Here is a 19,341-nt window from a genome sequence, read left to right on the forward strand (position 1 = left end):
CGCCGCGGCTCAGAGGCTGCGGGCAATCAAAAGCTTCATGATTTCGTTGGTGCCGCCGTAGATGCGCTGCACGCGGGCATCGCGGAACATGCGGGCGATGGGGTATTCGTTCATGTAGCCGTAGCCGCCATGCAGCTGCAGGCATTCGTCGATGATCTTGTTCTGCAGGTCGCTCAGCCAGTACTTGGCCATGGAGGCCAGTTCGGCGCTCAGCCGGCCTTCCAGGTGCTCGGCCACGCAGTGATTGTAGAAGGCGCGGCCGACCGTCGCCTCGGTCTTGGCCTCGGCCAGCTTGAACTGGGTGTTCTGGAACTCCAGCACCGATTTGCCGAAGGCCTTGCGCTCCTTGACGTAGTCGATGGTCAGCGCCAGCGCCCGCTCGATCATGGAAATGGCCGTCGCGCCGATCATCAGGCGCTCCTGCGGCAATTGCTGCATGAGCTGGATGAAGCCCTGGCCCTCGTCGGCGCCAAGCAGGTTCGAGGTCGGCACGCGCACGTCGTTGAAGAAGAGCTCGGAGGTGTCGTTGGACTTCAGGCCGACCTTGTCGAGATTGCGGCCGCGCTCGAAGCCTTCCACCTCGTCGGTCTCGACCACGATCAGCGACGTGCCCCTGGCGCCCGCCGAGGGATCGGTCTTGGTGACGACGATGATCAGGTTGGCGTTCTGGCCGTTGGTGATGAAGGTCTTGGAGCCGTTGATCGAATAGTGGTTGCCGTCGCGCTTCGCCGAGGTCTTGATGCCCTGCAGGTCCGAGCCGGCCGCCGGTTCGGTCATGGCGATGGCGCCGATGAGCTCGCCGGACACCATGCGCGGCAGCCACTTGCGCTTCTGCTCTTCCGAGCCGTAGTGGACGATGTAGGGCGCGACGATGGAATTGTGCAGGCCGATGCCGAAGCCGTCGACGCCGACATGGCTGATCGCCTCGATGATGGCGGTCTCGTGGGCGTAGGTGCCGCCGGCGCCGCCGTATTCTTCCGGAACGGCCGGGCAGAGGAGACCCGCCTCGCCGGCCTTGAGCCAGTGCTCACGTCCGACGATCTCGTTCTTCTCGAATTCCTCGTAGTGGGGCGCGATCTCGGCCTCGAGCCATTTCGTCGCCATGTCCTTGAGCATGGAGACGTCCTCGGTCTCCCATTCGGGCCTGGTCACGCCCAGTACATCGGCCGGATTTGCAGCCATCGGTATCCTCCCGGATCTGCTGTTCCTGAAACTGGAGCGGGCCGGTTCGTCCCGGCCCGTTCCTTTCTCCTGCGGCAGCTTAGAACGCCTCGGCGGACAGCGCCATCATGGAATCGGCGCCGGCCTGGACGCGGGCGAGCCGCAGGGCCGTCTCGGGCAACAGCCGCTCCATGAAGAAGGTGGCGGTCACCAGCTTGTTTTCAAGGAACGGCCTTGCATCGCTGGCGCCGCTATCAAGCTGCTCCTGCGCGCTCTTGGCCGTCAAGGCCCACATGTAGCCCAGCGCGACGAGGCCGAAGAGATGCATGTAGTCGGTCGACCCGGCGCCGGCGTTGTCCGGCTTGGCCATGGCATTCTGGACAAACCACATGGTGGCGGCCTGAAGGTCGTTGAGCCCTTTCTTCAGCGCCTTGGTGTAGCCCTTCATCTGCTCGTTGTCGCGATGGCTCTCGCAGAACTCGCCGACTTCCTTGAAGAAGGCCTGCACGGCCCGGCCGCCGTTGGAGGGCAGCTTGCGGCCGACGAGATCGAGCGCCTGGATGCCGTTGGCACCCTCGTAGATCATGGCAATGCGGGCATCGCGCACGTACTGGCTCATGCCCCATTCCTCGATGTAGCCGTGGCCGCCATACATCTGCTGGGCATTGACCGCGTTCTCGAAGCCCTTGTCGGTCAGCACACCCTTGATGATCGGCGTCAGCAGGCCCATCACGTCATCGGCTTCCTGGCGTTCCTTCTCGTCGCCGGACCGGTGGGCGACGTCCGACTTCAGCGCGCTCCAGAGGATGAAGGCGCGGCCGCCCTCGTTGAAGGCGCGGATGGTCATCAGCGTGCGGCGGACGTCCGGGTGGACGATGATCGGGTCGGCCTTCTTGTCCGGGGCCTTGGGACCGGTCAGGGCGCGGCCCTGGATGCGCTCACGGGCATAGTCGGCGGCGTTCTGGTAGGCGATCTCGGAGATGGAGAGGCCCTGCAGGCCGACACCCAGGCGCGCCTCGTTCATCATCGTGAACATGGCCTTGAGGCCCTTGTGCGCCTCGCCGATCAGGTAGCCGGTGGCCTCGTCATAGTTCATGACGCAGGTGGCATTGCCGTGGATGCCCATTTTCTCCTCGATGGACCCGCAGGACACGCCGTTGCGCTCGCCGGGGTTGCCATCGGCATCCAGCGTGAACTTGGGCACGATGAAGAGCGAAATGCCCTTGACGCCCTCGGGCGCGCCCTCGATGCGGGCCAGCACCAGGTGGATGATGTTTTCCGACAGGTCATGCTCGCCGGCGGAGATGAATATCTTCTGCCCGGAAATGCGGTAGGAACCGTCCTCCTGCGGCACCGCCTTGGTGCGCAGCAGGCCCAGGTCCGTGCCGCAATGGGGCTCGGTCAGGTTCATGGTGCCGGTCCAGACACCTTCGGCCATCCTGGGAATGTAGGCCTGCTTCTGCTCGTCCGACCCATGGGCCAGGATGGCCGCCATGGCGCCCTGGGTGAGACCCGGGTACATCATGAAGGCCATGTTGGCGGAGGACATGTACTCGCCGACGGCGGTATGCAGCACGTAGGGCAGGTTCTGGCCACCGAATTCCTCGGGCAGCGCGAGACCCATCCAGCCACCCTCGCGATACTGCGCGTAGGCATCCTTGAAACCGTCGGGCGTGGTGACCGAGCCATCGTCGTGGCGGGTGCAGCCCTGCTGGTCGCCGACCTGGTTGAGCGGGAACATGACGTTCTCCGCCAGCTTGGCGCCCTCCTCCAGGATCGCCTCGATGACATCCAGGGATGCATCGGAGAAGCCGGGAAGATTGCTGAAGCGCTCGTAGCCCAGGACGTCCCTGAGTACGAAAAGCGTGTCCTGCACCGGAGCGGTATAGGTCGGCATGAAAGTCCTCCAGAGAGATGATTGTTGCTTGCGCCGGGCCAGCCGGCGGTCATGGTCAATTCAGCACAAAATGATTTACGTTTACGCAAACGTCAATAGCGGGCGAAAATTTTTGGCGCAGCTTTTTTGCCCTGCGCCATTTCCCTGCCCCCGGAAAAGCAAGACCCCCTCGCACCCGGTGGTGGAGGGGGTCCGTGTCACTGGCCCGTGGCGCTGCCGGCGGCCCTGTGTTCGAGCATGGAGCGCACCGCGCCGATGGCATCGGACAATTCGCCGATCGCCTCGTCGATGGCGACGCGCTGCGATTGCAGCCTGGCCATCTGCTTCTCGGATTTCTCCAGGGTGACCTTCAACTGGCGGACATTGGACCCGTCCGGTTCGTAGAGATCCATCATCTGCTTCACTTCACGCAGCGAGAAGCCGACCTTGCGCCCCATCAGGACCAGCTTGAGGCGGACCTGGTCGCGGTGGGTGTAGAGGCGCATGTTGCCGTCGCGAATCGGGTTGAGCAGACCCTTGTCCTCGTAGAAGCGCAGGGTGCGCAGCGTCACGCCGAATTCCTCGGCCAGTTCGCCGATACGCTTGCAGGCAAGGGCGGCGGCATCACCCGTCACGTTGCCGTCCACGGAGAGACCGTGGTCGACCGCAGTGTTCATGTTCATCCTGTTCTCAACTTTCCATGCACAAAAGCCCCGGAAGCGGCCAGCCAATCCTGGCGGCAATCTCATCCGGCATGGTTCCGGACAAGGCTCCCTGTCGGGCTTACGTTAAGTTATGACGTTTACGTAAGCGCCATATACCGACCCCGAAGCCCCGTTTCAAGGGGCAATTCGTCGCTGCCGGCATTTTTTTGACCAACCGATCAAATTAACGAATCCGTGAGCGGTTAACGCGTTGTTTACCATGATCGGATGAATGTGGGCCGTCGGTGATCCGTGCCACCTGTTCCGCGTTTTCATGGCCCACCACCCCGGCGCTTCCGCCAGCCAGAGCAATTCCAGCCATTCGGCTGTTCCGGCGGCAACCGCGCCAGGCCAGACAAGGCAGGCACCCTTGAGCGGTGCCGATTTGCAAGCGGGCGTTTCGATGAACGAGAAGAAATCCTACCTCGGCACCCTGAACGCGGGACGGGAACGCCGTTCGGGCGCGATCCTCGATGACATCACCGAGAAGCTCGACGCCCTCGAGCGCCGGATTTCGGGCGAGCGCGTGGCGCGCAACCAGAAGCCCGTCCAGGCCCGCCACGCCGAACTGCCAAGCCGTGACTATCGCGACGAACGCCCGATGCGCGGCGCCGGCACGGCGAATCACGATTACCGCGACCAGCGCCAGGCGCGGGGCGGGTCCTACTGCGACCTCGCCCGCGATCTCGACCGGGCACGCGAGCGGTCCGACGAGTTTGGATCGATCAGCCGCATCTCGTCTGATCTGCAGGCGCTGCGCGAAGAGCTGCGCCAGGAAATGGGCCAGGGCATACGCCAGGAATTCGAAACCCTGCGCCGCCAGATGGCCAGCATCTACGACGATGTGCGCTCGGGCCTGAGCAGCCGCGAACTGGCGCCGGAACTGGACCGCATTTCCCAGGCCGTGGCGGCGCTGTCGGAGCGCAGCGGCAACCGCGACGTGGCTGCCCTGCGGCACGAGGTGGAAGACCTGCGCGAAACCGTCGCCGACCTGGCGCGCGAGGAAACGCTGCGCACGGTGAGCAACCGCTGGGACGATTTCGACCGCCGCTGGGACCGCATCGCCAATCACATCGAGGGCGGCGCGGCGGCTTCCGACCGTGCCGACGCCCTGTTCGGCCGGCTGTCGGAGCGCATGGAAGCGATCTATGACGCGCTGGAGCAGGTTCCCTCGCGCGGCGCGATGTCGTCGCTGGAGGACAAGGTGCGGGTGCTGACCGAAGCGGTCGGCCAGATCGCGGATGCCCAGAACCGCATTTCGCCGGACCTGTTCCGCATGGTCGAGGACCGGCTCGACGAGATTTCGCGCGCCATCGTCGCCTCGTCTGTGTCGGCGCAGCCGGTGCAGCTGGATACGGAGCCGCTGGAGCGCATCGAGGCGCGAATCTCGTCGCTGGCGAACCAGATCAACGAGGTGGCCGCGCGGGATTCCTCCGAACTGGTCGCCCAGATCAACGCGCTGTCGCAGCGTGTCGATTCGCTCGCTCAGGACCGCGATCTGCCGTCCGAGGACCTGGAGCGGATCGCCCACCAGCTCGGCTCGATCACGCGGATCCTCGCGGAGACGCCGCCGCCGCCGGACATGGCGGTGATCCTCGACGGCATCGAGCAGCGCATCAACGCGCTCGGCACGACGCTGGAAAACAAGACGCATGACGCCTCGCGCCAGAGCCTGTCGCTGTTCAAGGACCTGGAAGGCCGGCTGTCCGACCTGACCCACAAGATCGAGGCAATGCCGCGCGGCAACGGCGACACGATCGCGGCGGCCTATTCGCAGGACATCGAGGCCCGGTTCCACGACCTGACGGCCCGGCTCGACGAGAGCACCCGGCGCCAGAGCAAGAGCGAGAAGGCCCTGCTCAATACGCTGGACGAACGGCTGCGCGGCTTCCAGAAGGAACTGGAGACCCGCCAGGCGCCGCAGATCGACACGCAGGCCATCGCGGGCATCGAAACCCGGCTGGCCGCCATTTCGAGCCACCTGGACGAGGCGAGCCGCGCGATCGCGCCGGAAATCGACGCGTCGATGATGGAAACGCTGGAGAGCCGCCTGGAGGAAATCGCCGGCCGTCTCTACGAGACCAGCCGCTCCGCCCGGGAGGCCGACCGCAGCCTCATCGAGAACCTGGAGAACCAGGTGTCCGACATGGCGCGGTTCATGTCGAACCCCGGCCCTGCCCTGCCGGAGCTGGAAAACCTGGCGCCGCGGCTGGAAGAAATCGAACGCGCGCTGGCGGCGAACCACGACACGATCCTGCAGACGGCGCAACGCGCCGCCGAGGACGCGCTGCGGTCTGCCGCCAAGACGAGCGACGCGCACCACGAGACGATCGCGGGCCTTGCCGCCGATCTCAAGGCCCTCGACAGCCTGGCGCGCCGGACCGAAGAGCGCAGCTCCAAGACATTCGAAGCGATTCACGAGACGCTGCTGAAGATCGTCGACCGTCTCGCCGCGCTCGAAAACCCGGCTTCGCAGTCCCGACCGGCGGCGCCGCAGGCGAAGGCGCCGGTGCAGAAGGCGGCGAAGCGCGCCGTTGCCGAGGCTCCCTCGCTGGACATGTCAGAGGATTTCCCCGAACCGGAACTCGAGCGGGAGCCGGCCCGTGCAGAAGCCGCGCCGGCAGCCTCCGTGTCGCCGTCGCAGGCCGCAGCCGCTGCCGCCTTTGCTGCGCTTGCGGATGACGAGCGCGAGGAACAGCCGGAGAGCGACAAGCGGCCGTCGATGCTCGGCGGACTGACGCGCGCCCTGCGCGGCAAGAAGGAGACGACCTCCCGCGAGCCCGACCTGGACGGCGCACCGATCCTCGACGACAGCATGGATGACGAGCCGCTCGCACCCGGCGAAGGCGCGCCCGATCTCACCGCCATCATGAACAAGGTGCGTGCCGAGCGCGACGGTGGCCAGGCAACCGATCCGGACGTCGCCAAGGCCGATTTCATCGCTGCCGCGCGCCGTGCTGCCCAGGCGGCCGCCGCCGAGGCGGAAATGCTGAAGGGCAAGGCGACTTCCGGCGGCGCGGCCAAGGCCAAGAGCGGTGTCGGCAGCGTGCTGCAGAAGAACCGCAAGCCGCTGCTGATGGGCGTCGGCGCGGTCCTGGTCCTGCTCGCCGGCCTGCAGGTCGGCAAGATGGTGCTGTTCAACGGAACCGACGAGGCCCCGGTGGAGAACACCGCCGCCATCTCCGAACCGGCGCAGACCGAGGACATCCAGGCGCGGCAGGTGATGCCGACAGCGGACGACAGCAACACCGCCGGCATGGCGTCGGACCCGTCGTCCATGGACCTGCCGGCGGACGAGACGACCGACAGCGCCTCGACCTTCGACGCGACCGGCGAACAGACCGCATCCACCGCGCCGGACATGGCCGCGGACGAGACGATGGCAACCGACCAGGCCGCTCCGGAAGCCATGGCCTCCACCGACACCGCGCCGGAAGCGACCGGCGCCTCCATCGACTTCGGTCCGGCCGACCTGCGCGAGGCAGTGGCCAGCGGCAATGCGAAGGCCTTCTTCGAGGTCGGCAACCGCTATTCGGAAGGCCGCGGCATCGCGGCGTCGCCGGAAGAGGCCACCAAGTGGTACAAGCGCTCGGCGGAAGCAGGCTTCGCGCCCGGGCAGTACCGCTATGCCAACATGCTGGAAAAGGGGATCGGCACCGACCGCGACCTCGAGGGCGCCAAGACCTGGTACCAGATGGCCGCGCAGCAGGGCAACGCCGGCGCGATGCACAACCTGGCCGTCCTGTTCGCCACCGGCGTCGACGGCGTGGTCGACAATACCTCGGCCGTGCGCTGGTTCCTCGACGCGGCCGAAATGGGCGTCAAGGACAGCCAGTTCAACCTGGGCATCCTGGCGGCCAAGGGCGTCGGCATGAAGCAGGACCTGATCGAATCCTACAAGTGGTTCGCGGTCGCCGCCCGCAACGGCGACAAGGACGCGGCGGCCAAGCGCGACGAGGTGGCCAAGGCGCTGCGGCCCGAACAGCTCGACAAGGCACGCGCCAAGGCCGACCTGTGGAAGCCGCGCACGCCCGATGCCGAGGCCAACACGCCCAGCATCCCGGCCTCGTGGAACGCGGCCCAGGAACAGACGGCCAGCGTGGACATGACCAAGGCCGTGCGCAACATCCAGCTGATCCTGAACAAGAACGGCTTCGATGCCGGGACACCGGACGGGATCATGGGCGACAAGACCAAGCAGGCCATCAAGGCGTTCCAGACGGCCAACGGGATGGCCGCGACCGGCGAGGTCGACAACGCGCTGATTTCCAAGCTCCTGGAGAAGAAGTGACGTGGCGGCACCGGCAAACGCCCGGTGCCGGCAAAGCCCGTGAACCATAGCGGCAAAGAGCATTTGACTCGCCGCGCGTGAAGGCGCAAGAAGCGGCGTGACCGGGGGCGGGACTCCCCAGATTTCCATTCACGCGGGACAGGCGGGTGAGCATCTATCTCCCGATTGCCGAATTGTCAGCCAACATGGCCGTCTTGCTGGCCATGGGCGCTGCGGTTGGTTTCATATCAGGCATGTTCGGCGTCGGCGGCGGGTTCCTGATCACGCCGCTGCTGATCTTCTACAACATCCCGCCGGCCGTGGCGGTGGCGACCGGGGCCAACCAGGTGGTCGCATCGTCCTTTTCCGGCTCGCTGGTTCACCTCAAGCGAAAGACCATCGACTTCAAGCTTGGCGCGATGCTGCTGCTTGGCGGGTTTGCCGGCTCGCTCGGCGGCGTCTTCGTGTTCGCGAAACTGCGCGAACTGGGCCAGCTCGACCTGATCGTCTCCCTGCTCTACGTCGTCTTTCTCGGCACCGTCGGCGGGCTGATGCTGTGGGAGAGCCTGGGCGCCATCATCCGCACCAAGCAGGGAGCGCCGGCAAACCTGCGCCGTCCGGGCCAGCACAACTGGATCCACAAGCTGCCGATGAAGATGCGCTTCCGCGCCTCGAAACTGTTCGTCAGCGTCATTCCCGTGCTGGGCCTGGGGGCCTTCATCGGGTTCCTTGCCTCGATCATGGGCGTCGGCGGCGGGTTCATCATGGTCCCGGCGATGATCTACCTGCTGAAGGTGCCGACGAATGTCGTGATCGGCACATCGCTGTTCCAGATCATGTTCGTCGCGGCCTTCACGACCATCGTCCATGCCATGACCAACCAGACCGTGGACGTCGTGCTGGCGTTCCTGCTGATGATCGGCAGCGTGATCGGCGCGCAATACGGCGCGAAGGTCGGCCAGCGGCTGCGCGGCGAACAGTTGCGCGCCCTGCTGGCAGGCCTGGTGCTGCTCGTCTGCCTGCGTCTCGGCATCGACCTGTTCCTGCATCCGGCGAACATCTACTCCATCGCCGCGGTGGGTGGCGCGTAATGGCCGGCGGGCTGACACGCGCGGTCCGGACCGTCCTCGCCGGGCTCGCCCTGCTGGCCGCCAGCCTCGGCGCCGAGGCCCAGGTCCAGACCGGCGGCCGCGAGACCATCCAGATCGGCCTTTCGACCGACAAGATCGGCATCACCTCGGGCTTCTCAGGCACGGACCTGACGATCTTCGGCGCCATCGAGAACAGCGACCCGCAGGTTTCCCGGACCGGCCGCTACGACGTGATCGTCGTGCTCGAAGGGCCGACGCGGCCGGTGACCGTCCGGCGCAAGGACCGGATCTTCGGCCTCTGGATCAACCGCGATTCCGAACATTTCGACAGCGTGCCGTCGTCCTACTCGATCTCGACGACGCGGCCGATCCAGGACATCACGACCGAGACGAGCTACCGGCAATTGGCGCTCGGCTCCGGAAACCTCGCCTTCAACATCGGCTCGTCGGAGAATCCGCAGATCGCCGAGTTCGCGACGGCGCTGCGCGGCATCAAGGAGCAGACGGGCCTTTATACCGAGCGCATCGGCGGCGTTCGCTTCCTGTCGCAGAACCTGTTTCGCGCGGCGGTCGCCATTCCAGCCAACGTGCCTGTCGGCACCCACCGTGCCCGGGCCTTCCTCTTTCGCAACGGCATTTTCGTCGACGAGGTCTCGGCGCCGCTGGTCATCGTCAAGTCGGGTTTCGAGGCGGCCATCTACACCAGCGCCAAGACCCAGGGACTGACCTACGGTGTGCTCTCCGTCATGCTGGCGATGCTGACCGGGTGGCTCGGACGGTTGCTCTTCCGCAAGGATTGACGATGCAGGCAGGATCCAGCCAGGAGCCGCGGACCCCCGATGGCGTTGCGAACGAGCGCATGGCCATGCGCCTTGCCCTTGCCGGGTTCCTTCCCTTCCTCGCGCTGACGCTCTGGCTTGCCGGCATCGATGCCGCGCATCCCTGGCGGGCCATGACCATCCTGCTTCTCAAGGGCTACGGCGCGGTCATCCTTTCGTTCCTGGGCGGCATCCGCTGGGGGATGGCGACCCGCGACAATGACGCGGCGACGTCACGCGGCCTGCTGCTGTCGGTCATCCCGTCGCTCGCCGGCTGGGTTGCTCTGGCGCTTCCCGATCCGCATGCCTTCGCGCTGCTGGCGGCGGGCTTTGCCGGGCAAGGCGCATGGGACCAGTTCGCGGTGAACGGCGGGCGCGCGCCGGACTGGTTCGGCCGCCTGCGCATGCGCCTCACGCTGCTGGTCGTTCCGGCCATGATCGCCGCGGTCTGGCTGACGCGCTAGAGCATTTCCGCCACACGCTGCACTGCGCTCGTCGGCCGACGCGCCATCGCGCAGGATCAGTCACCGATCAGGCGGTTGCGGGCCACGGCATAGAGCCGGTCCTGACCCAGCATGCAGGCGCGCATTTCTTGCGGATCGAAGAGACCGTGGAAGGCCCGGTCGAGGATGTTCAGGGCGCCGGTATAGGCGCCGAAGGCCGGCATGATCATCCGCCGGCCATCGATGGCGAAGCAGGGCCTGCGGACGGAGCGTCCCCGCTGCACCACGCGGGCACCGGGGTGCAGGTGGCCGGCGATCTCGCCACAGCCGGGGCTACCGGCCGACGGTTCGTGGCGCAAGGCAAGCGCACCGATGCACAGTTCGCTGGCCGTGTCGCCCGGCAGGCCCGCCGGGGCATCAGGATCGTGGTTGCCGGAAATCCAGACCCATTGCCGCCCGGCCATGAGGGACGACAGCAGCGCGCGGTCCTCGTCGGCGAGGCGGGCCGCCCCGTTGCCGTCATGGAAACTGTCTCCGAGCGAAACCACGACGGCGGGACGATGGCGTGCCAGCGTGACGGCCAGCCGCAGCAGCGTCTCGCGCGTATCGTAAGGCGGCAGGAAGTTGCGGCGGCCCGAAAGCGCGGTGCCCTTTTCCAGGTGCAGGTCGGAGACGAGCATGGTGCGGCTGTCGGGCAGAAAGGCGATGCCGGCCGGATCGAGCAGGACCGTTTCACCAGCGAGACCGGTTTCCAGCAGTGCGGGCGCGCGCGGCGGCATGGCACGGCGTTCAGTCATCGATGGCTTCATGTACCAGTTCATCGGCAATTTCCGCCAGGAGGCTGTCGCTCGCCTCGCCGCCAACCGTTTCACGACCGATCTCGAGCATGATCGGAACGGCGAGCGGCGAAATGCGCTCCAGGTCCCTGTGTACGATTCGTCCCTTGATTCGTGCCAGCATTTCACCCAGTCGGCGCACATCTAGCAAGCCCGTGGCGGCATCGACCCGCGTTGCCTTGAGAAGGATGTGGTCCGGTTCGTGGGTGCGAAGGACATCGTAGATGAGGTCGGCGGAGACGGTGACCTGCCTGCCGGTCTTCTCCTTGCCCGGATGACGGCGCTCGATCAGGCCGGCGATCACAGCGCAATTGCGGAAGGTGCGCTTGAGCAGGAAGCTCTCGTCGAGCCAGGCCTCTAGGTCGTCGCCCAGCATGTCTTCCTCGAACAGCGCCGCCCAGGACAGGTCTCCCCGCGCCGCCATCGCACCCATGTCGCCGAGCGACCAGATCGCCAGCGCATAGTCGGTGGCGACGAAGCCGAGCGGGCGGGCGCCAAGCCGTTCAAGGCGGCGGGTCAGGAGCATGCCCAGGGTCTGGTGCGCCAGCCGCCCCTCGAAGGGATAACAGACCATGTAGTGGCGAGCGGCGCGGGGAAAGGTCTCGATCAGCAGGTTGTCCCGGTCCGGCAGCACCGACTTGTCGCGCTGCAGGCGCAGCCAGTCGGCGACCTGATCGGGAAGCCGGGACCACGTGCCGGGATCGGCGAGCATGGCGCGGACCTGGTCGGCCAGGTAGGTCGACAGGGGAAACTTGCCGCCGGCATAGGCCGGGATACGGGCCTCCGTGTCGGCGGCCGTGGAGACGAAGCATTCGTTTTCCCGGATGGCCTCGAAGCGCAGCACCTTGCCGGCGAACAGGAAGGTATCGCCGGGCGCCAGCTGCTCAAGGAAATATTCTTCCACCTGGCCGAGCACGAGGCCGCCTCGCAGGGGACCGCTACGGCGCTGGGAGCGGGCCAGGCGCACGGTCAGCATGGGCGCCTCGATGATGGTGCCGACATTGAGGCGGTACTGCTGGGCGACGGAGGGATGGGACAGGCGCCAGGTCCCGTCGGCGGTCTGGCGGATCCGGGCAAAGCGCTCGTAACTGCGCAAGGCGTATCCGCCGGTCGCGACGAAGGCGACGACCTGGTCGAAATCCTCGCGCGCCAGCCGCGCGTAGGGCTCTGCCCGGCGGACCTCGTCAAAGAGGGCATCCGCCGTGAACGGGCCCGCACAGGCCATGCCGAGGACATGCTGGGCGAGGACATCCAGCGCGCCGTCGACCAGCGGCGGGGTGTCCTGGGCGCCAAGATAGTTGCCTTCCACCGCGGCCCGGCATTCCAGCACCTCGAAGCGGTTGGCGGGAACCAGGATCGCGCGGCTGGGCTCGTCCATGCGGTGATTGGACCGGCCGATCCGCTGCGCCAGCCGGCTCGCGCCCTTCGGCGCGCCGACGTGGATCACCAGGTCGACGTCGCCCCAGTCGATGCCGAGGTCGAGCGTCGAGGTCGCGACGATGGCGCGCAGGCTGTTGGTCTCCATCGCCTTTTCCACCCTGCGCCTTTGGCCGACATCGAGCGAACCATGGTGAAGGGCGATGGGCAGGCTGTCCTCGTTGACGGTCCACAGTTCCTGGAAAACCATCTCGGCCTGGCTGCGGGTGTTGACGAAGACCAGCGTGGTGCGGTTGCGCCGGATTTCCTCGTAGATGTCGGCGATGGCGTAACGCGCGGAATGGCCCGACCAAGGAATGCGATCGTCGGACTCCAAGATACGGATGACCGGCCTGGCGCCGCCTTTCACCTCGATGATCTCGGCCATGGCGCCGGGGGGATCCTGCGGCACCAGCCAGCGGCGCAGCCCGTCCGGGTCGGCGACCGTCGCCGACAGGCCGATCGTCGTCAGCCCGGGGCGCATCCGGCCAAGCCGCGCCAGGCCCAGCGACAGCAGGTGCCCGCGCTTCGAGGTGACCAGCGAGTGCAGTTCGTCGAGCACGACGGTCTGAAGGTCGGAGAAGAACCGGTCGGCATCCTTCGAGGCCAGCAGCAGGGCCAATTGTTCGGGGGTGGTCAGCAGGATGTCGGGCGGGACCAGCTTCTGGCGCTGGCGCTTGTGGCCGGGGGTGTCGCCGGTGCGCGTTTCCACGGAGACATCAAGGCCCATCTTGGCGATCGGGCGGGCGAGATTGCGCTCGATATCGACGGCCAGCGCCTTGAGCGGCGAGATGTAGAGCGTGTGAATGCCCCGCTTTGCCGCTCCAGGGCGGGAACGCGGACGGCCATCCAGCGCAATGAGGCTCGGCAGAAAGCCAGAAAGCGTCTTGCCGGCACCAGTCGGCGCGATCAGGAGCGCCGAACGGCCGGCAGTGACCAGGTCGAGAACGGCACGCTGATGCGGGCGCGGCTGCCAGCCCCTGCCCTCGAACCAAAGGCGGAACCGCCGCGGCAGAGCGACGGAATCAATGTCTTCGACAAGGGCAGCGGGCGCATCTGTCACGCCCGCAAGATAGGGTGGCGTCCCGTCGCCGCCAAGCATCAATGCAGGGCGGGGCCCTCGCCCGACGCGGCGTCTTCGGGAACGGGCTTGTCGACGCCGACAGGAACGGCGGCGACCAGGCGGGCTGCCGGCTTGCGGGCAATCACCACCAGCCCCTCGATGGGCAGGCCGCGATCCTTGCGGATGGCGGCGCGGCCGAGCGTCTCCAGCTCGAAACCGGACGCGGCCAGGCGCTCGCGGACATAGGCCTCGCCGTGGGCATAGCGGCGCGAGGGCAGGAGCACGAGTTCAACCTCGTCGGGCGCCGCCTCGACGGTGAAGGCAAACAGGCCGCCCGGGGCCAGGGTCGCGGACACCCAATCGAAGATTCGGGCCAGATCGCCGAGGTACATGAACACATCGGCCGCCGTGACCAGGTCCGGGGATACCGCGCAGAAACCGGGGGGCAGCATCGTCAGGTCGGCCTGCTGAAGGCGGTCGTAAATGCCTTTCCCGGCAGCCTTGCGCAGCATTTCGCCCGAAATGTCGCAGCCTTCCAGCTGGCTCGCGACGGCGCGCAGGCGGATTCCCATGAGGCCGGTCCCGCAGCCGAGATCGAGCGCCTTGGCAAAGCCATCGGCCTGCACCCCGGCAAGGGCATCGGCGAGGAGATCGGGAGCGGCGTAGTCCAGCCGCTCGACCAGCGCCTGGTCGAAATCGTCGGCGTACTGGTCGAACAGGGTCTCGACGAAGGCCGACGGCATGATCGCCGCATTGGCGACCTGGCCGGCCAGCTGCAGCTTCAGCGTCGCGCCCAGGGGATCGGCCGGGTCGATCGACAGCGCCCGGCGCCAGCTTTGCGCGGCGCCGTCGAGGTCGCCGGCCCGCTCCTGGATTTCGCCGAGGCGAAACCAGCCGGCCGACCAGCGCGGCGCCATCTCCAGCGCCTGGCCATAGATCTCGGCTGCCGCCGCGGCATCGCCGGCATCAAACATCATTTCGGCATATTCGGCACGGCGATCGGCGATCATGTCGCCGGAGGTAAGCTGGACAGGTTTCATTCGGGAGGGACCAAACAGCAGGGAACGAGCGCCTATGCCGCCGAACGGCGCGGAAATCAACCGGCTTTTTCAAGGCAGGCCGGCGATCAGCCTTCGGGCATGAAGACGCGGATCTCGTAGATGTTGACCGGGATGCTTCCCTCGGAGATGTCGGGCGTCAGGCTGATCGACCCGAACGACCCGGGATTCTTGTCCGGCAGGTCCACGTCGAAGAGAAAATCCTGCCGCGTGGCCTCGACGTCGAAACGCTTGCGGCCGCAACCGCCCAGTTCCGCGAAATTGCACTGGATCGACATCTGGGTCGTCTGGCCTTCCGGGGAGGAGGCGTTGATGTCGAAGGTGACCCGCTTGCCGGCCAGCTGCGAAAGGATCCCCTCGCCCATGTCGAAGACCGCGGCGGAATCGGGAGCACTGGGAGAGATGCGGACCGCCATTTCCTTGCCGTCGCCTGTCACCTCCACGGCCGTCCCGGAAGGCGCGGTCACGGTGGTCGGGTCTTCGGGCGAAAAGACGGTGATCCAGCTGCCGCCCTGCGGCGGCTGGCCGACACGGCCGGCATCGCCGGTCTGGGCAGGGCTGAACTCGTCTTCCCGCAAGGTGGTCGGCGGGTTGGGCACGGCCCCGTCTCGGACCGACAGGGGCACCAGCGCCTCGCTCGAATAGAGCCACCAGCCGCCAATGCCGACGAAGACCACAAGCAGGCTGATGGTCAGGAAGCGCGCGTAGGGGCGGCGGCGGCGGGAGAAGATCCGGCGTTCCCCTGCATCGTCGGCAGAGACCTGCACTGCACCGGCGGCGTCGGGTTCGCCGCGGGTCACACGCAGTTGCGAGACGAAATCGCTTTCGCGCCCGGTGGACCCCGCATCGGCCGGACGCTCCGGCGCGACGTCGGGAACCGCCGGCTCGCTGCGGGTCCCGGCCGGTCCGGCTGCAACCACCGGCTCCACCCTCTCGACGACCGGTTCGGGCTCCGGCGCAGTTGCGGGGCGGAACTCCGTCTCGATTTCGCGAATACGATGGCGCAAGGCTTCCCGACGCTTGGCCGCCACCTCGGCGGGGATGCCGGGCTGGGTTTTCAGGGACCGTTCGAGGGCGGACAGCGCGGACAGGTAAACCCGTTCGCGATGCTTCGCATCCGAGGCGTCGCCCTTTTCAAGCGCCGTACGAATCGCCTTCTCGATCGGATCCAAAACGATTCCCCTCGATTGCACCTGCCGCGACGTTATCCCTGCGGCATGACCGGTGCAACCGATATGGGGTTGATCGGCCCGCCTTGCAACGCGGGTCGCTGCAGCCGCCGGCCGCAAAAAGGCGGCCGGAAAGACGTGGATGCGCAGACCGGGAGACCCAAGTCAGACCTTTGCCGGTCCAGCCGCCTTCCAGTCTGCGCATCCAGCCCTGACGCCTCCATCAGGTCCGCCGCGTGGTCAACGCAATCCGTGTCGTTCGTGCCGAAGCGCCTGGCATTCGCCGCGTTCAATCCCCCGGCACAGTACTATCTTTGGTTTATATTATTTCAAATGCAATCTATGCGATTTTCCCCAGCGATGCAAACGGTCGTGTGCGGGGCGGGAAAAATTGCTTACGCGATGGCCGTTTCTCCGGCCAAGGCGGTGTGGCTACAAGGACACGGGCGGGGTGTTGCCAATCGGCGGGTCAGCGCCAATTCCCTTGCGAACCGCAACGGACACCTTGACGGCCCGGTTCAGACACTGGAAAAAGGCGGCAGTTTACGAAAACGTAAGTCGGAGAGGAGAGACCCGGATGGCTTTGCCGGACATTCTGAAGAAGAACCTGCGGATCCCGGTGGTCGGCTCGCCGCTTTTCATCATCTCGCATCCGCCGCTCGTCCTGGCACAGTGCAAGGCGGGGATCGTCGGCTCGTTTCCCGCGCTCAACGCGCGGCCGGAAGCGCAGCTCGACGAGTGGCTGGCGCAGATCACCGAAGAACTGGCCGCCCATGACAAGGCCAACCCGGACCGTCCGGCGGCCCCCTTCGCGGTCAACCAGATCGTGCACAAGACCAACACGCGCCTCCAGCACGACCTGGAGATGTGCGTGAAGTACAAGGTGCCGGTCGTCATCACGTCGCTCGGCGCGGTGCCGGAAGTCAACGAGGCAATCCACTCCTACGGCGGCATCGTCCTGCACGACATCATCCACGACCGGCATGCCCGCAAGGCGATCGAGAAGGGCGCGGACGGACTGATCGCGGTGGCGACCGGCGCCGGCGGCCATGCCGGCACGCTGTCGCCCTTTGCCCTGGTGCAGGAAATCCGGCAGTGGTTCGACGGGCCGCTGCTGCTTTCCGGCTCGATCGCCAACGGCGGCGCTGTGCTTGCGGCCGAGGCCATGGGCGCCGACATGGCCTATATCGGCTCGCCCTTCATCGCCACGGAAGAAGCCCGCGCGGTGGAAGGCTACAAGGCGATGATCGTGGAATCGAATGCCGCGGACATCGTCTATTCCAACCTCTTCACCGGCGTGCACGGCAACTACCTGAAGGGCTCCATCCGCAATGCCGGAATGGACCCGGACAACCTGCCGGAAAGCGATCCGTCAAAGATGAATTTCGGCGGCGACAAGTCCAAGGCCTGGAAGGACATCTGGGGTTGCGGCCAGGGCATCGGCGCGGTCAAGGAGGTCGTTCCGGCCGGTCAGCTGGTTGACCGCCTGGCACGGGAATATGCCGAGGCCAAGGCCCGCATCTGCGGCTGAGTCCGGCACCTCACACGCTGGAACAGCAAAACGGGCGCCCGCGGCGCCCGTTTCCCGTTTCCGGTCCCCGAAGGATCCGTTCACTTTCCGAAGCCGAACAGGCGCGCCAGCCAGCCACGCTTTTTCCGGGGCGGCGCGGCGTGCACGCTAGCGGTCGCCTGGCGGGCCGCCTGTCCCGCGTTGTCCATGGCCTTTTCCGCCGCCTGGCCCGCGGTCTCCACCGCGTCGCGCACGGCGGCAGCAGCGGATTGCCCGGCCTTCGCGGCCTCGTCCGCCACGGTCTCGGCTGCCCTCGTCAGGTCGCCGTCCGCCCTTGCGACCGACCCGCTGCCGAGCGCTGCCGTGACGGCCCGCTTGGCCATCACCGTCACGAGATTGGCGCGGTACTCGGCATTGGCATGCATGTCGCTCATCATGTCGGCGCTCGAAACGGACTTTCCTTCCAGCGCGGACGCGGAGAAATCGCCTGCCAGCGCGGCTTCCAGTTCACCGGCTCGGAACACGCCGTCATTGCCTGCCCCGGTCACGGCAACCCGGACGCCGTCGCTGCGCCGGGCCACGAACACGCCGGTCATGGCGTAGCGCGAGGCCGGGTTGGGGAACTTGGCATAGCCCGCGGCATCCGGCGCATCGAACTTCACCGCCGTGATGATTTCGCCGTCTTCGAGCGCGGTCTCGAAAAGGCCCGTGAAAAAGTCGTCCGCCGCGATTTCACGCTTGTCGGTGACGATGGTCGCACCGAGGCCGAGCATGGCTGCCGGATAGTCGGCGGCCGGATCGTTGTTGGCGACGGAACCGCCGATCGTGCCCATGTGGCGGACATGCGGGTCGCCGATGTGGCTGGCAAGGCTGCAGATGGCCGGGCAGACCGCTGCAAGGTCGGACGAGCCGGCCACCTCGGCATGGGGTGTCGCAGCCCCGATGGTCACCGAGCGGCCATTGACGGAAATGCCCTTCAGTGCCGACACGTGACGAAGGTCGATCAGGTCGGAGGGCGCAGCGAGGCGCGTCTTCATCGCCGGAATCAGCGTCTGGCCGCCCGCGACATACTTCGCCTCGGCGGCGGCGCCAGCCATCCGCGATGCCTCCTCCACCGATGACGCACGGTGATAAGTCGTGTTGTGCATTCGTTTTCCTCCCGCTTGGCCTGTCACCGGATCGTTGCGGCATATGGCCTCATCCCGGAGCATGGCGCGGTCTGCATCCATTGTCCAGAAAACGGCGTGCACGACGACCGAAAGAACAAGGCGCGCGGGCACCGGAAGTCCTGTTCACGATAAATGAAACTGCTGCTTGAAATCCGCAGGGTTTGACGGTATCACGCGCTCAGTTCCGGCGCTTCGCCGAGGGCCGCTTTAGCTCAGTTGGTAGAGCAACGCATTCGTAATGCGTAGGTCGCGTGTTCGAGTCACGCAAGCGGCACCACTTCCTTCCCCGGTCATTTCCCTTCACCTCGTCATGCGTCGACGCCATCGCCCTCTCGTGTCCGGCGCCGGCTGGCCACTACGCCTTGAAGACCGTCGACCCGGCGTCCTGACCTTCTCACGGCAAGGTTTTCGCGAAGTGACGCCCGTCGCTTTATCCCGGCACCACAATAAAGCAGTGGTAACGGGCATTCCCTGTTCAGGTGAGACGCGGCCGGTGGACTTGCATCCTGTTTCCGACAATGCTGCGATAATGACGCGGGAATGCGGTTGCCATGCCTCTTCGCCAGCAGTTGCCGTGGCGATGGTTCCTCCGAGCCCGACGGGAATTGCACGACCTTGCAAAGGACCACATGACCAAGCCCCGCGTTCTCGTATCCGATGCCCTTTCCGAAACCGCCGTGCAGATTTTCCGCGACCGTGGGGTCGAGGTGGATTTCATGCCGAAGCTCGGCAAGGACAAGGAGAAGCTGCAGGAAAT

12 protein-coding genes, 1 tRNA gene and 1 pseudogene are annotated in these 19,341 nt (G+C 66.3%); 6 read left to right on the forward strand and 8 right to left on the reverse strand.

Annotated elements, in window-relative coordinates; translation table 11 throughout:
- Nucleotides 1–9: 9 nt before the first annotated feature.
- The 3 genes from CSC94_RS19300 to CSC94_RS19310 form a co-directional block, all read right to left on the reverse strand.
- On the reverse strand, nt 10–1,182 hold the full coding sequence (locus CSC94_RS19300; protein ID WP_099308007.1) for an acyl-CoA dehydrogenase family protein: 1,173 nt from the start codon (nt 1,180–1,182) through the stop codon (nt 10–12).
- Between the two features lie 79 nt (nt 1,183–1,261).
- The gene (locus CSC94_RS19305; RefSeq protein WP_099308008.1) at nt 1,262–3,058 is read right to left on the reverse strand and encodes an acyl-CoA dehydrogenase C-terminal domain-containing protein; all 1,797 of its coding nucleotides are present in this window, start codon (nt 3,056–3,058) and stop codon (nt 1,262–1,264) included.
- Nucleotides 3,059–3,255: 197 nt separating this feature from the next.
- Entirely contained in the window at nt 3,256–3,720 is a 465-nt protein-coding gene (locus tag CSC94_RS19310; RefSeq protein WP_099308009.1) for a MerR family transcriptional regulator, read from the reverse strand.
- Between the two features lie 424 nt (nt 3,721–4,144).
- Between CSC94_RS19310 and CSC94_RS19315 the strand changes: the two genes are divergently transcribed.
- The 4 genes from CSC94_RS19315 to CSC94_RS19330 all read left to right on the forward strand — a co-directional run bounded on the left by CSC94_RS19315 (nt 4,145) and on the right by CSC94_RS19330 (nt 10,384).
- Nucleotides 4,145–8,032 (forward strand): peptidoglycan-binding protein, encoded by a 3,888-nt coding sequence (locus CSC94_RS19315; protein WP_133122937.1) that lies wholly within the window; start codon nt 4,145–4,147, stop codon nt 8,030–8,032.
- Between the two features lie 146 nt (nt 8,033–8,178).
- On the forward strand, nt 8,179–9,102 hold the full coding sequence (locus tag CSC94_RS19320) for a sulfite exporter TauE/SafE family protein (protein ID WP_099308011.1): 924 nt from the start codon (nt 8,179–8,181) through the stop codon (nt 9,100–9,102).
- On the forward strand, nt 9,102–9,902 hold the full coding sequence (locus CSC94_RS19325; RefSeq protein ID WP_099308012.1) for a TIGR02186 family protein: 801 nt from the start codon (nt 9,102–9,104) through the stop codon (nt 9,900–9,902). The genes CSC94_RS19320 and CSC94_RS19325 overlap by 1 nt, the downstream gene beginning before the upstream one ends.
- Nucleotides 9,903–9,904: 2 nt before the next feature.
- Nucleotides 9,905–10,384, forward strand: a complete 480-nt coding sequence (locus tag CSC94_RS19330) for a DUF3429 domain-containing protein (RefSeq protein WP_099308013.1) — start codon at nt 9,905–9,907, stop codon at nt 10,382–10,384.
- A gap of 56 nt (nt 10,385–10,440) precedes the next feature.
- On the opposite strand, the gene pdeM is transcribed toward CSC94_RS19330, so the two are convergent.
- The 4 genes from pdeM to CSC94_RS19350 all read right to left on the reverse strand — a co-directional run bounded on the left by pdeM (nt 10,441) and on the right by CSC94_RS19350 (nt 15,908).
- Nucleotides 10,441–11,160: a ligase-associated DNA damage response endonuclease PdeM gene (pdeM, locus tag CSC94_RS19335; protein WP_099308014.1), complete on the reverse strand. Its 720-nt coding sequence runs from the start codon at nt 11,158–11,160 to the stop codon at nt 10,441–10,443.
- Nucleotides 11,153–13,717 (reverse strand): ligase-associated DNA damage response DEXH box helicase, encoded by a 2,565-nt coding sequence (locus CSC94_RS19340; RefSeq protein WP_099308015.1) that lies wholly within the window; start codon nt 13,715–13,717, stop codon nt 11,153–11,155. Before CSC94_RS19340 ends, pdeM begins: the two co-directional genes overlap by 8 nt.
- Entirely contained in the window at nt 13,717–14,718 is a 1,002-nt protein-coding gene (locus CSC94_RS19345; protein WP_099308028.1) for a class I SAM-dependent methyltransferase, read from the reverse strand. The genes CSC94_RS19340 and CSC94_RS19345 overlap by 1 nt, the downstream gene beginning before the upstream one ends.
- Nucleotides 14,719–14,804: 86 nt before the next feature.
- The gene (locus tag CSC94_RS19350; protein ID WP_099308016.1) at nt 14,805–15,908 is read right to left on the reverse strand and encodes a hypothetical protein; all 1,104 of its coding nucleotides are present in this window, start codon (nt 15,906–15,908) and stop codon (nt 14,805–14,807) included.
- Between the two features lie 574 nt (nt 15,909–16,482).
- On the opposite strand from CSC94_RS19350, the gene CSC94_RS19355 reads away from it, so the two are divergent.
- Nucleotides 16,483–17,436: an NAD(P)H-dependent flavin oxidoreductase gene (locus CSC94_RS19355; RefSeq protein ID WP_099308017.1), complete on the forward strand. Its 954-nt coding sequence runs from the start codon at nt 16,483–16,485 to the stop codon at nt 17,434–17,436.
- A gap of 335 nt (nt 17,437–17,771) precedes the next feature.
- On the opposite strand, the pseudogene CSC94_RS19360 reads toward CSC94_RS19355, so the two are convergent.
- Nucleotides 17,772–18,563: pseudogene (locus tag CSC94_RS19360) on the reverse strand (FAD binding domain-containing protein); the annotation flags it as partial.
- Nucleotides 18,564–18,785: 222 nt separating this feature from the next.
- On the opposite strand from CSC94_RS19360, the gene CSC94_RS19365 reads away from it, so the two are divergent.
- Nucleotides 18,786–18,861: transfer RNA gene (locus tag CSC94_RS19365), tRNA-Thr, on the forward strand.
- The last annotated feature ends 480 nt before the right edge of the window (nt 18,862–19,341 follow it).

Source organism: Zhengella mangrovi (assembly GCF_002727065.1).
GTDB lineage: Bacteria > Pseudomonadota > Alphaproteobacteria > Rhizobiales > Rhizobiaceae > Zhengella > Zhengella mangrovi.